Consider the following 12,535-nt stretch of genomic DNA (forward strand, 5'->3'; position numbering starts at 1 on the left):
TTCCCCTTACAGGCTCGCCACTAGGACGGCGGCGGTGACAACAACGATCCCGAGCAGCACCGTGGCGGCGTAGGAGCGGGTGAAGCCGTTTTGCAGCGGGCGCAGCCAGCGGCCGGAGCCACCCACCAGCGCGGCGGTGCCGTTGACGGCCCCGTCCACCACGTGCGTGTCCGTGGCCACCACGGCCTTGGTCAGCACCTGGCCGGGCTTCATGAACAGGTTCTCGTTGATCGCGTCGGCGTACAGGTCGTTGCGGGCGGCCGTGGGCAGCGCGCCCGTCGGCGCGGTCAGCGGCACGTCGCGGCGCACGTACATGTAGTAGGCCAGGGCCACGCCAGCGGCCACCAGGCCCAGGGTCAGGCCCATGATCAGCGGGATCGGGATGACCGGCTCGTGGTGCTCGGCGTGCCCCACCACCGGCTCCAGCCAGGTGGTGAACTTGTCGCCGACCGCCAGGAAGGCACCCAGGCCCACCGAGAACACGGACAGGATCATCATGGGCACGGTCATCAGCAGCGGCGACTCGTGCGGGTGCACATCGCCGCCCAGCTCCGTCTCCTTCTTGGTGGTCCAGCGGCGCTTGCCGTGGAACGTCATGAAGAAGAGGCGGGACATGTAGAAGGCGGTGATGCCCGCACCGATCAGGGTGACGGTGCCGAACACCCACGGCGTGGCGCCCTCGCCCACAAACGCGGCCTCGATGATCTTGTCCTTGGAGAAAAAGCCGGCAAACGGCGGCACGCCCAGGATGGCCAGCCAACCGATGCCGAAGGTGATCCAGGTGATCTTCATGGCCTTGGACAGGCCACCGAAGCGGCGCATGTCCACCTGGTCGTTCATGCCGTGCATCACGGAGCCGGCGCCAAGGAACATCTGGGCCTTGAAGAAGCCGTGCGTGAGCAGGTGGAAGATCGCAAAGGCGTAGCCGATCGGCCCCAGGCCGGCGGCCAGCATCATGTAGCCCAGCTGGCTCATGGTGGAGGCGGCCAGGACCTTCTTCAGGTCGTCCTTGGCGGAGCCGACGATCGCACCGAAGATCAGCGTGACCGCACCGACGATCGCCACGGCCATCTGCGCGGTGGGGGCACCGGCGTAGATCGGGGCCGAGCGCACCATCAGGTAAACGCCGGCGGTGACCATGGTGGCGGCGTGGATCAGCGCGGAGACCGGGGTGGGGCCGGCCATGGCGTCGCCCAGCCAGGCCTGCAGCGGCACCTGCGCGGACTTACCGCAGGCGGCCAGCAGCAGGAAGAAACCGATGGCGGTGAGCCAGCCCTCGGAGACGTGCGGGGCGCCGGCGGAGACCAGCACGAAGTTGGTGGAGCCGATCGTGGCGAACAGGCTTCCCATGCCCAGCAGCAGTCCCACGTCACCAACGCGGTTCATCACGAAGGCCTTCTTGGCGGCCGCAGCGTAGGCGGGGTTGAAGTTCCAGAAGCCGATCAGCAGGTAGGAGGCCAGGCCCACGCCCTCCCAGCCCACGAACAGAAGGGCGAAGGAGTCGGCCAGCACCAGGGTCAGCATCGCCGCGATGAACAGGTTCAGGTAGGCGAAGAAGCGCCGGCGGGCGACGTCGTGCTCCATGTAGGCCACGGCGTAGAAGTGGATCAGGGTGCCCACGAAGGTGACCAGCAGCGCGAAGGTGAGCGAGAGCGGGTCCACCTGCAGCGCGGCGTCCACGTTGATGCCGCCGGCGTTGATCCAGTTGAAGAGCGGCACCACCATCTTGCGGGCGCCGGGCTGCAGGCCGATCAGCTGGAACAGCAGCACGATCGCGTAGACGGCGGAGAAGCTGGAGGCCGCAACGGAGACCCAGTGGCCCCACTTGTTGGTGCGGCTGCCGGCCAGGAGCAGCAGGATCGCGCTGGCCAGGGGCACGGCGATCAGCAGCCAGGCGTACGCGGCCGCGCCGCTGGCCGGCACCAGGTGCGGCATGACGATTTCGGTGGCAAAGAAGTTCATCGTCCCTGCCTTCAGTTCTTGAGCAGCGTCACGTCGTCAACGGACGCGGACTTTGCGTTGCGGAAGATGGACACGATGATGGCCAGGCCCACCACCACTTCAGCCGCAGCCACGACCATCACGAAGAAGGCCATGACCTGCCCCTCCAGGTTGCCGTGGAGGCGGGAGAAGGTGACCAGCGCCAGGTTGGCGGAGTTCAGCATGAGCTCCACTCCCATGAGGGAGATGACGGCCGAGCGGCGCAGCAGCACGGTGAGCGCTCCGATGGTGAACACCACCACCGAGAGGATTAGGTACGCGGTCAGCGTCATGGCTTACTCACCTTCCTTTTCCGTGGTCGGGGTGGCCGACGCCTCACCGGCCGGTTCGCTCGGCGCGGCCGCGTCGAGCTGCGCGGCGGGGGCGGCGAAGGCGCCACCCAGCAGGCCGCCGGTGGGGCGGGGGGCGATCTCCGGGGCCTTCTCGCGGCCCGGCATGCCGATGCCGCCGGACAGGCCAACCCCGCGCGAGGCCTGCGCGCCGTGGGTGGAGCCGCCCTGGGCGACCGTGGCGACGACCGCAGGGGCGACCTCCGCCAGGGACTGGGCCTGGCCGCGCACGCGCAGGACGCGCGGCACGGAGGCCTCGATGGTCTTGCCGCCGGCGCCGAACGCGGGCGCGGTGGCCGCGTTGGTGGAGGCGTAGACACCGGGGGTGGGCAGCTGCCCGATGTGGGTGCCCTTCTCCGCGAACGCCTTCATCTTCGCGGCGGCGGTGGCCGCCAGGTCGGCCTTAGGGCCGTGGCGGTGCTTGTGGGTGAGCGTCATGGCGCCCAGCGCGGCCACAATCAGCAGCGCGCCCGTGAGCTCCATGGCACCGACGTGGGAGCCGAACAGCAGCTTGGCCAGGCCCACCGGGTTGGTCTCGGAGTTCGCCAGCTCCAAGCCGCGGGCCTGCGCGCCGGACATGCCGCGCACCACCAGGGTGACCAGCAGGATCACGGTGCCCAGTCCGGCCAGGACAGCGGCGGGCAGCTGGCCCCGGATGCGCTCACGGCGCGTCTCGGTGGCGCCCACGCCCACCAGCATGATGACGAACAGGAAGAGCATCATCACCGCACCGGTGTAGACGATCACCTGGACGGCACCAACGAAGCTGGCCTCCTGCGCGAAGTAGATCACCGCCAGCGGGATCATCACGAAGATCATGGACACTGCCGCGTGCACGGGCTTCTTGGCCAGCAGCACACCGGCGGCGGCCACCACAATCAGCGGCGCGCACACCCAAAAGAGGATGGTCTCCCCCATGCTGAGCTGATTGGCCGCGTGGGCGGCAATCGGGGTCAGGTCGTTCACGGGCGCACCTCCTTAGTCTCGCTAGCGCTGCGGTTGGCTTCCACCCAGGCGCGCTGGTCGGGGTGGACCCCGGTGACGGCACCACGGTAGTAGTCGCCGTCGGTGGTGCCCGGCACCATGGGGTGCGGGGCCTCCAGCATGTCCTCGCCCAGCGGGGCCAGCAGGTCCTTCTTCTCGAAGATGAGGGACTCGCGGGTGGTGTCCGCCAGCTCGTACTCGTTGGTCATGGTCAGCGCGCGCGTGGGGCACGCCTCGATGCACATGCCGCAGAAGATGCAGCGCAGGTAGTTGATCTGGTAGACGCGGCCGTAGCGCTCGCCCGGCGAGTACTGGGCGTCCGGGGTGTTGTTGCCCGCCTCGACCAGGATCGCGTCGGCCGGGCAGGCCCAGGCGCACAGCTCGCAGCCAATGCACTTCTCCAGGCCGTCGGCGTAGCGGTTGAGCTGGTGGCGGCCGTGGAAACGCGGCTGGGTGGGCACCTTCTCGAACGGGTACTGCTCGGTGACCGTGGGGCGGAACATCGAGGACAGCGTGATGCCGTAACCGGCCACGGGGGCAAAGAACTTGCCCAGCGCACCCTTCTCGTCAGGCTCGTAGCTGACGGTGGGCTGGTAGGTGAAGCCAGCCGCGGTGGTGTACTCGCGGTCAGTCATCGGTGTTCTCCTCAGCAGAAACGGTTACGGCCTCCACGGTGGCGGCGCGGCGCGCGGCGCGCGGGGAGGGCGGCAGGGTCTGGCCCGGCAGCGGCGGGACGGGGTAGCCGCCCGCGAACGGGTCGAACTCGCCCTCCTGCGGGGCCGGTCCGGCCAGCTTGGCCTGCTCCTGCGCCTCGTCCTTCTCCGGGATCATGAAGATGATCGCCATGGCGATGAGGGCCACCACGCCGATGCCCAGGGAGAGCTCGGTGGCGGTGAAGTTGGCGAACTGGCGCAGGCCCTGCAGGGTGGCCAGGGCCACGATCCACACCAGGGAGCCCGGGATCAGGATCTTCCAGCCGATGGCCATGAACTGGTCGTAGCGGAAGCGCAGCAGCGTGCCTCGGGTCCAGACCATGAAGAACATGAACAGCCAGACCTTGGCGACGAACCACAGGATGGGCCACCAGCCGGTGTTGAGCACGCCGCCGCCGATCATGGACAGCGGGGCCGGGGCGCGCCAGCCGCCCAGGAACAGGGTCGCCGCCACGGCGGACACGTTGAGCATGTTGATGTACTCCGCCAGGAAGAACCAGGCGAACTTCATGGAGGAGTACTCCACCATGTGACCGGCCACCAGCTCGCCCTCGGCCTCCGGCAGGTCGAAGGGCAGACGGTTGACCTCACCGATCATCGAGATCACGTAGATCACGAAGGCCGGGAAGAGCGGGATGAACCACCACAGCTCGGTCTGCTGGTTGACGATCTGGCTGGTGGACATGGAGCCGGAGACCAGGAAGACCGACAGCAGGCTCATGCCCATGGACAGCTCGTAGGAGATCACCTGGGCGGAGGAACGCACCGAGCCCAGCAGCGGGTAGGTGGAGTGGGAGGACCAACCACCCAGCACGATGCCGTAGACACCGAAGGCGGTGATCGCCAGGATCATCAGCACCGAGACCGGGGAATCCAGCAGCTGCAGCGGCGTGGTGTGCCCGAACATGGACACCTCCGGGCCGAACGGGATCACCGAGTAGACGGTGAAGGCCGTCAGGGCCGCGATGACCGGGGCCAGGACGTAGATGAACTTGTCCGCCCCTCCCAGCCAGAAGTCCTCCTTCAGGATCAGCTTGGCGGCGTCACCGATGGCCTGGAACAGGCCGAAGGGGCCGTGGTAGTTCGGGCCCGGGCGGGTCTGCATGCGGGCCAGTCCACGCCGCTCCACCCACAGTGCCAGCAGCACCGACAGGAGCAGGAAGGTGATGATCGCGCCGGCCTTGATCAGGGAGATCCACCAGGGGTCGTTGAAGGTAAACGCCGGTCCGGCGTGCTGTGCGGAAATGACGTTCATCAGTTCGCCTCTACCTTGATCTGGACGACGCCGCCGGCGGCGGTGCCAAGGGTTACGTGCACGTCGCTGCCTGCGGAGCACTGCGGCAGCCAGACCACCCGGTCAGGCAGGTCGGTGACCACCAACGGCAGGGTGATGGAGCCGGTCGGGCCGGTCACGGTCACGGCCTGGCCCTCCACCGCGCCCAGCGCGGAGGCGGTGGAGGCGCCCAGGGCGACCACGGAGCGGCGGGCGGTGCCGGCCAGGTGGGGCTCGCCCACCAGGCAGGCGCCGTTGTCGATCATCGGCTTGTGAGTGGCCAGGACGGCCTCGCCTGCGGCCGGGGCGGCCAGCGGGGCGGGGGCCACCGGCTCGAAGGTGAGCGGGGCGTTCCACGGGGCCAGCTGGGCCAGCAGCGCGTGCACGTCGTCCAGGCGGGCAGTGCCCAGCTCCACGTCCAGCTCGGCGGCCAGGCGCGTGAGCACCTCGCGGTCGGGCATCGCGCGGGAGGTGAGGACCTGGCCGAACGGGCGGCGGCGGCCCTCCCAGTTGATGTAGGTGCCGCCCTTCTCCACCGGGGGCGCCACGGGCAGCACCACGGCCGCCAGGGCGGTCACCTCGGAGGGACGCACCTCCAGGGAGATCACGTTCGCGCGCTTCAGGGCGGCACGCGCGGTGGCCACGTCCGGGAAGTCGCGCACGTCCACGCCGCCCACCACGAGGGTGGACAGGTCGCCGGCCGCGGCGGCGGCCAGCATGCCGGCGCTGTCCAGGCCGGCCTGCGCGGGGGCCAGCCCGTCCCACAGGGAGGCGCGGGCGGCAGCGTCGGCCACCGGACGGTTGCCGGGCAGCAGGCTCGGCACGGCGCCGGCCTCCAGGGCGGCACGCTCACCGGAGCGGCGCGGGATCCACGCCAGGCGGGCACCCACGCGCTCGGCCAGGGCGGCCACCGCAGAGAGCAAGCCGGGCACGGCGGTGGCGCGCTCGCCCACCACGATCACCCCGCCGGCCAGAGCGTCGGCCAACGCGGCGTTCTCACCTCCGGCGGCGATGGTGCCGATCACCTCGGACTCGGTGCCCGGGGCGGCGTGCAGCACGGTGGCGCGCATCTTCTCGCTGCCGCGCGTGGTGAACGGGGCCACCGTGGCCACCTTCACCGTGCCGGCCAGCACGCCCTTGCGCAGGCGCAGGAACACGCTGCCGCACTCGTCCTCGGCCTCGAAGGCAACCAGCAGCACCTGGCCGGCCCTCTCCAGGTCGGTGTAGGTCACCGGCGCCTGGGGCAGGACCTTGGCGGACAGGAAGGCCGTCTCCTCGTCACTGACCGCGCGCACGCGGGCGTCGATGTTGTTGGTCCCCGCCACCACGCGGGCAAAGCGGGACCACGCGAAGGCGTCCTCGAAGGGCAGGCGGCCACCGGGCAGGAAGCCCACGCCATCGGCCCCACGCAGCAGGGAGGCGGCCACGTCCAGGGCGTCCGCCCAAGAGGTCGGCTCCAGCTCGCCCGCCTCGTTGCGCACCATCGGTGCCGTGAAGCGCTGCAGGGACTGCCACGGGAAGCCGAAGCGGTCCTTGTCGGTGATCCACTCCTCGTTGACTGACGGGTCGTTGCCCGCCAGGCGGCGCAGCACGGTGCCGCGACGAACGTCGACGCGGATCGCGCTGCCGGAGGCGTCGTGCTCCGTCACCGACTCCAGGCTCATCAGGTCAAACGGGCGGGAACGGAAGCGGTAGGAGGCGCTGGTCAGCGCACCCACCGGGCAGATCTGGATCGTGTTGCCGCTGAAGTAAGAGGCGAAGGCGCGCCCGGAGAGGTCCTCCTCAGCCGCCCCGATCGGGCCGGGGTGCAGCGCGCCGCCGTAACCCGCCTCGCCGGCGGGACCGGCGTACTGCGGGGCGGACTCGCGGCCGGAGAAGTCCGGGTCCTCGTAGCCCAGGGTGGCGGAGTCGAACGGGCCGATCTGCGCCTTGGCGCCACGGGTCTGCAGGTCAATGAACGGGTCGCCCGCGATCTCCTTGGAGAAGCGGATGCAGCGCTGGCACAGCACGCAGCGGTCGCGGTCCAGCAGGATCTGCGTGGAGATCGCGATCGGCTTCGGGTAGGAGCGCTTGGTGTCGATGAACCGGGAGGTGGCCGCGCCGTGGGTGAGGGCCTGGTTCTGCAGCGGGCACTCGCCACCCTTGTCGCAGACCGGGCAGTCCAGCGGGTGGTTGATGAGCAGGAACTCCAGCACGCCCTCCTGGGCCTTCTTGGCCACCGGGGAGGTCAGCTGGGTCTTCACCTCCATGCCCGGCATGACCGTCATGGTGCAGGAGGCCTGCGGCTTGGGCATGGGGCGCACCACGCCCTCGCGGTCCGGCATGGCCACGTCCACCAGGCACTGGCGGCACGCGCCCACCGGCTTGAGCAGCGGGTGGTCGCAGAAGCGCGGGATGTGGATGCCCGCCTGCTCGGCCGCGCGGATGATGAGCGTGCCCTTGGGCACCTCCACCGCCTGGCCATCGATGGTCACAGAAACAAGTTCACTCATGACGCAGCTCCCAGCGCGGAGGCCTCGTAGGGGAAGAGCTCGCGGGCGGGCGTGTGGTAGCCGGCCTCGAACTCGTCGCGGAACCGCTTGATTCCGCTCTGGATCGGGGAAGCGGAGGCATCGCCCAGCGCGCAGAAGGAACGCCCGGCGATGTTGCCCGCGATGTCGAGCAGCAGGTCAACGTCGCCCTCGACGCCCTTGCCCGCCTCCAGGCGGTGCATGATGGCGCGCATCCAGTACGTGCCCTCACGGCAGGGGGTGCACTTGCCGCAGGACTCGTGCGCGTAGAAGTCGGTCCAGCGGGAAACCACCCGCACCACCGAGGTGGTCTCGTCGAACACCTGCAGCGCGCGCGTGCCCAGCATGGAGCCGGCCGCACCCACGGACTCGTAGTCCAGCGGGATGTCCAGCTCCTCCTCGGTGAAGATCGGGGTGGAGGAACCACCCGGGGTCCAGAACTTCAGGCGGTGACCGGCGCGGATGCCGCCGGCCATTTCGATCAGCTCCCGCATCGTGATGCCGAAGGGGGCCTCGAACTGGCCCGGGCGCTCCACGTGACCGGAGAGGGAGAACAGGCCGTGGCCGGGGGAACGCTCGGTTCCCATCGCCTTGAACCAGTCCTCACCGAAGCGGACGATGCCGGGCACGGAGGCCACGGACTCCACGTTGTTGACCACGGTTGGGCGGGCGTAGAGGCCCGCCACGGCCGGGAAGGGCGGCTTCAGGCGCGGGTGGCCGCGGCGCCCCTCCAGGGAGTCCAGCAGAGCCGTTTCCTCACCACAGATGTAGGCGCCCGCCCCCGCGTGGACGGTGAGCTTGAGCTCCCCGCCCTCGCGCGCGGTGCGCAGCAGGCCCGCTTCGCGGGCCTCGCGGGCGGCCGCCAGCAGACGACGGTACACGTGCACTACCTCGCCACGAAGGTAGATGAAGGCGTGCTCGCAACCGATGGCGCGAGAGGTGATGGCAACTCCCTCGATGAGCGAGTGGGGGTTGTTCATCATGGTGGGGATGTCCTTGCAGGTGCCCGGCTCGGACTCGTCGGCGTTGACCACCAGGTAGCGGGGGCCGCCGTCGGCGGGGGGCAGGAAGGACCACTTCAGGCCGGTGGGGAAGCCGGCGCCGCCACGGCCGCGCAGGCCGGAGGCCTTGACCAGGTTGGTCAGCTCGGCCGGCTCGATGTCCCACGCCTTTTCCAGGGCCTGGTAGCCGCCGACGGCGCGGTAGGCATCCAGGGTCCAGGAGCGCGGGGCGTCCCAAATGTCGCTCAGTACCGGCGCCAGGGTGCCGGGGGTGGTGAACGTCTGGCTCACTTCTCCTCCTCCTTTGCCGGTGCGGCGCCCTGCCCGGCCTGCGCGCCAGCGGCGCCCTGACCGGACTGTGCCTCAGCGACGCCCTGCCCGGCCTGCGCGCCAGCGGCGGGCTGCGGCGCGGTCCAGCCGCGCTCGCGCGCGATGCGCAGGCCGCGCAGCGTGGGCTCGCCCACCCCGCCCTGGTCGGCCAGGCCGTCCTCGAAACCGGCCAGGGTGCGGGAGACCTGCTTGTAGGTGGGCACCTGCTCGGGGCCGCGGGTGGGGGCCACCGGGTTGCCCGCGCGCAGGTCGTCCACCAGCTTGATGGTGCCCTCCACGGTGGAGTTGTCGAAGAACTCCCAGTTGACCATCACCACGGGGGCGTAGTCGCAGGCGGCGTTGCACTCCAGGCGCTCCAGCGAGATGGAGCCGTCCTCCAGGGCCTCGTTGTGGCCGATGCCCAGGTGGGCGGAGACTGCCTCCCAGATCTGGTCACCACCCAGCACGGCGCACAGGGAGTTGGTGCACACGCCCACGTGGTAGTCGCCGCCGGGGTGGCGGCGGTACTGGCTGTAGAACGTGGCCACGGCGCTGACCTCGGCGCGGGAGATCCCGAGCAGCTCGGAGCAGAGCACCACGCCACGCGGGGAGGTGTAGCCGTCCACGGACTGGATCAGGTGCAGCATCGGCAGGAGCGCGCTGCGCTCGTAGCCGGCCGGGTAGCGGGCAATGATCTCGGCGGCGTCGGCGCGCAGCTGCGCCTCCACCTCCGGTTCCCAGGTTTGCGTCATCGGTCCACGCCTCCCAACACGGGGTCGATCGAAGCGAGCGTGACAACGACGTCGGCCAGCTGGCCGCCTTCGGACATCATCGCCGCAGACTGCAGGTTGCTGAATGAGGGCTCGCGGAAGTGCACGCGGTAGGGGCGGGTGCCGCCGTCGCTGACCAGGTGGACGCCCATGATTCCCTTGGCGTGCTCCACCTGGCTGAACACCTGCCCGGCCGGGACGCGGAAGCCCTCGGTGACCAGCTTGAAGTGGTGGATCAGGGCCTCCATGGAGGTGCCCATGATCTCGCGGATGTGGTCCAGGGAGTTGCCCTGGCCGTCGGCGCCGATGGACAGCTGGGCCGGCCAGGCGATCTTCTTGTCCGCCACCATGACGGGGCCGGGGGTGGCGTCCAGGCGGGCCAGGGCCTGGTCGACGATCTTGATGGACTCGTAGATCTCGTCGAAGCGCACCCGGGCGCGGTTGTAGCCGTCGGACTTGTTGTAGGTGGGCACGTCGAAGTCGAAGGTCTCGTACCCGCAGTACGGCTGGGTCTTGCGCACGTCCAGGGGCAGGCCGGCGGCGCGCAGGCACGGGCCGGTCAGGCCCAACGCCATGGCGGCGCTCAGGTCGATGGTGCCCACGTCCACGTGACGCAGCTTGTAGATCGGGTTGGCCATGACGATGTCACGCATCTCGCCAACGTCGTTGCGGATCTTGGGCAGCAGGCTGCGCACGTAGTCGGTGGTACCGGCCGGCAGGTCCTGCGCCACACCGCCGGGGCGGATGTAGGCGTGGTTCATGCGCAGGCCGGTGACGCGCTCGAAGATGCGCAGCACCTCCTCGCGGGCGCGGAAGGCGATGGTCATCATCGTGGTGGAGCCCAGCTCGTTGCTGGAGGTACCCAGGGCCACCAGGTGGGAGGCGATGCGGTTGAGCTCCATCATCAGCACGCGGATCAGGTTGGCGCGCTCGGGGATCTGGTCGGTGATTCCCAGGGCCTTCTCCACCGCCAGGCAGTAGGCCACCTCCTGGAAGATGGGGGCCACATAGTCCATGCGCGTGGCGAAGGTGACGCCCTGCGTGTAGGTGCGAAACTCCATGTTCTTCTCGATACCCGTGTGCAGGTATCCGGTGCCCACGCGCAGCTCGCGCACGGTCTCGCCGTCGATCTCCAGGATCAGGCGGAGCACGCCGTGGGTGGAGGGGTGCACCGGGCCCATGTTGACCACGATGCGCTCGTTGGCCAGCTCCTCGGCCTCGGCCGCGATGTCGCTCCAGTCGCCACCGAAGGCGGTGAACTCCGGGGTGTCGGCCCCAACCGGCAGGGCCGGGGCGGTGGCGCGCACGCCACCGGCGCCGTTAACAGTGCTTGCGTTCATCAGCTGTAAGACCTCCGCGTGTCGGCCGGGGGAACGGTGGCGCCCTTGTACTCCACCGGGATACCGCCCAGCGGGTAGTCCTTGCGCTGCGGGTGGCCCACCCAGTCGTCCGGCATGGCGGTGCGGGTCAGGGCCGGGTGGCCGGTGAACACGATGCCCATCAGGTCCCAGGTCTCGCGCTCGTGCCAGTCGTTGGCCGGGTAGACGGAGACGACAGACGGGATGGTCGGGTCGGCGTCCGGGCAGGCCACCTCCAGGCGCAGCTGGCGGTTGTGGGTCACCGAGGTCAGGGCGTAGCAGGCGTGCAGCTCGCGGTCCTTGTCCCCCGGGTAGTGGACGCCGTTGACGCCCAGGCACAGCTCGAAGCGCAGGTCCGGGTCGTCGCGCAGGATGGAGCAGACGGTCACGATGTGCTCGCGCGCCACGTGGATGGTCAGCTCGTCGCGGTAGACCACCACGCGCTCGATCACGTCGGCCACGTTCAGGCCGCGCTCTTCCAGCACCTCCTCCAGCACGTCGACGATCTCGTCGAAGTAGCCGCCGTAGGGGCGCTGACTCTCACCCGGCAGGACCACCGGACGCACCAGGCCACCCATGCCGGAGGTGTCGGCGCTGCCGTGCACGCCGAACAGGCCGGTGCGCACCTCCACCACGTCCCCCTCCGGGCGGCCGCGCTGAACGTCGGCCACGGCGGCAGCGTCGACCACCACGCCGTCATTCACGTCGATAATCTGGTTCTCGCTCACGCCAACAAGCCCTTCATCTGGTGGGTGGGGGTGGCGGCCAGGGCGGCGGCCTCCACGGCGCGCGCCACCTTGGCACGGTTCGCGCCGAGCGGCTGGCCCTTGACGCACTGGCGCTTCAGCTCGAACAGGGCGTTGAGCAGCATCTCCGGGCGCGGCGGGCAACCCGGCAGGTAGATGTCCACCGGCACCACGTGGTCCACGCCCTGCACGATCGCGTAGTTGTTGAACATGCCGCCGCTGGAGGCGCAAGCGCCCATGGACAAAACCCACTTGGGCTCGGCCATGGAGTCGTAGACGTTGCGCACCACCGGGGCCATCTTGTGGGACAGGCGGCCGGACAGGATCATCAGGTCCGCGTGGCGCGGCGAGGCGCGAAACACCTCCATGCCGATACGCGAGATGTCAAAGCGCGGGCCGGCGGTGGACATCATCTCGATGGCGCAGCACGCCAGACCCATGGTGACGGGCCAGATGGAGGTCTCGCGGGCCAGGCCTGCCAGCTTCTCGACGCTGGTCAGCAGGAAACCGGCCGGTACCTGCTCCTCAATTCCGATCTTCA

The 12,535-nt window shown here is 69.7% G+C and carries 11 protein-coding genes; all 11 read right to left on the minus strand.

What is annotated here, in order from left to right; translation table 11 throughout:
- Window positions 1-6: 6 nt before the first annotated feature.
- Genes nuoL through ABYF38_RS03700 form a run of 11 tightly spaced genes read right to left on the minus strand, consistent with a single transcriptional unit; the run spans window position 7 to window position 12,530 of the window.
- Entirely contained in the window at window positions 7-1,962 is a 1,956-nt protein-coding gene (nuoL, locus tag ABYF38_RS03650; RefSeq protein WP_371152787.1) for an NADH-quinone oxidoreductase subunit L, read from the minus strand.
- Between the two features lie 11 nt (window positions 1,963-1,973).
- The gene (gene nuoK / locus ABYF38_RS03655; protein WP_371152788.1) at window positions 1,974-2,273 is read right to left on the minus strand and encodes an NADH-quinone oxidoreductase subunit NuoK; all 300 of its coding nucleotides are present in this window, start codon (window positions 2,271-2,273) and stop codon (window positions 1,974-1,976) included.
- A gap of 3 nt (window positions 2,274-2,276) precedes the next feature.
- Window positions 2,277-3,296: an NADH-quinone oxidoreductase subunit J gene (locus tag ABYF38_RS03660; protein ID WP_371152789.1), complete on the minus strand. Its 1,020-nt coding sequence runs from the start codon at window positions 3,294-3,296 to the stop codon at window positions 2,277-2,279.
- On the minus strand, window positions 3,293-3,949 hold the full coding sequence (gene nuoI / locus ABYF38_RS03665; protein ID WP_371152790.1) for an NADH-quinone oxidoreductase subunit NuoI: 657 nt from the start codon (window positions 3,947-3,949) through the stop codon (window positions 3,293-3,295). Before nuoI ends, ABYF38_RS03660 begins: the two co-directional genes overlap by 4 nt.
- A complete protein-coding gene (nuoH, locus tag ABYF38_RS03670) occupies window positions 3,942-5,282 on the minus strand; it encodes an NADH-quinone oxidoreductase subunit NuoH (RefSeq protein ID WP_371152791.1) in 1,341 nt (446 codons plus the stop codon). The genes nuoI and nuoH overlap by 8 nt, the downstream gene beginning before the upstream one ends.
- A complete protein-coding gene (locus ABYF38_RS03675; protein WP_371152792.1) occupies window positions 5,282-7,792 on the minus strand; it encodes an NADH-quinone oxidoreductase subunit G in 2,511 nt (836 codons plus the stop codon). Before ABYF38_RS03675 ends, nuoH begins: the two co-directional genes overlap by 1 nt.
- On the minus strand, window positions 7,789-9,102 hold the full coding sequence (gene nuoF, locus ABYF38_RS03680) for an NADH-quinone oxidoreductase subunit NuoF (protein WP_371152793.1): 1,314 nt from the start codon (window positions 9,100-9,102) through the stop codon (window positions 7,789-7,791). Before nuoF ends, ABYF38_RS03675 begins: the two co-directional genes overlap by 4 nt.
- The gene (gene nuoE / locus ABYF38_RS03685) at window positions 9,099-9,872 is read right to left on the minus strand and encodes an NADH-quinone oxidoreductase subunit NuoE (protein WP_371152794.1); all 774 of its coding nucleotides are present in this window, start codon (window positions 9,870-9,872) and stop codon (window positions 9,099-9,101) included. The genes nuoF and nuoE overlap by 4 nt, the downstream gene beginning before the upstream one ends.
- Entirely contained in the window at window positions 9,869-11,230 is a 1,362-nt protein-coding gene (locus ABYF38_RS03690; protein ID WP_371152795.1) for an NADH-quinone oxidoreductase subunit D, read from the minus strand. Before ABYF38_RS03690 ends, nuoE begins: the two co-directional genes overlap by 4 nt.
- Window positions 11,230-11,919, minus strand: coding sequence for an NADH-quinone oxidoreductase subunit C (locus ABYF38_RS03695; RefSeq protein ID WP_371152986.1), 690 nt, complete (start codon window positions 11,917-11,919; stop codon window positions 11,230-11,232). Before ABYF38_RS03695 ends, ABYF38_RS03690 begins: the two co-directional genes overlap by 1 nt.
- A gap of 53 nt (window positions 11,920-11,972) precedes the next feature.
- A complete protein-coding gene (locus ABYF38_RS03700; RefSeq protein WP_371152987.1) occupies window positions 11,973-12,530 on the minus strand; it encodes an NADH-quinone oxidoreductase subunit B in 558 nt (185 codons plus the stop codon).
- Window positions 12,531-12,535: the final 5 nt, after the last annotated feature.

It is taken from the genome of Buchananella sp. 14KM1171 (genome assembly GCF_041380365.1).
Lineage (GTDB): Bacteria > Actinomycetota > Actinomycetes > Actinomycetales > Actinomycetaceae > Buchananella > Buchananella felis.

Coding starts and splice junctions, on each gene's coding strand:
- nuoI (WP_371152790.1), bottom strand. CDS start 3,949: ATGACTGACCGCGAGTACACCACCGCGGCTGGCTTCACCTACCAGCCC.
- nuoL (WP_371152787.1), bottom strand. CDS start 1,962: ATGAACTTCTTTGCCACCGAAATCGTCATGCCGCACCTGGTGCCGGCC.
- nuoH (WP_371152791.1), bottom strand. CDS start 5,282: ATGAACGTCATTTCCGCACAGCACGCCGGACCGGCGTTTACCTTCAAC.
- ABYF38_RS03675 (WP_371152792.1), bottom strand. CDS start 7,792: ATGAGTGAACTTGTTTCTGTGACCATCGATGGCCAGGCGGTGGAGGTG.
- nuoE (WP_371152794.1), bottom strand. CDS start 9,872: ATGACGCAAACCTGGGAACCGGAGGTGGAGGCGCAGCTGCGCGCCGAC.
- ABYF38_RS03690 (WP_371152795.1), bottom strand. CDS start 11,230: ATGAACGCAAGCACTGTTAACGGCGCCGGTGGCGTGCGCGCCACCGCC.
- nuoK (WP_371152788.1), bottom strand. CDS start 2,273: ATGACGCTGACCGCGTACCTAATCCTCTCGGTGGTGGTGTTCACCATC.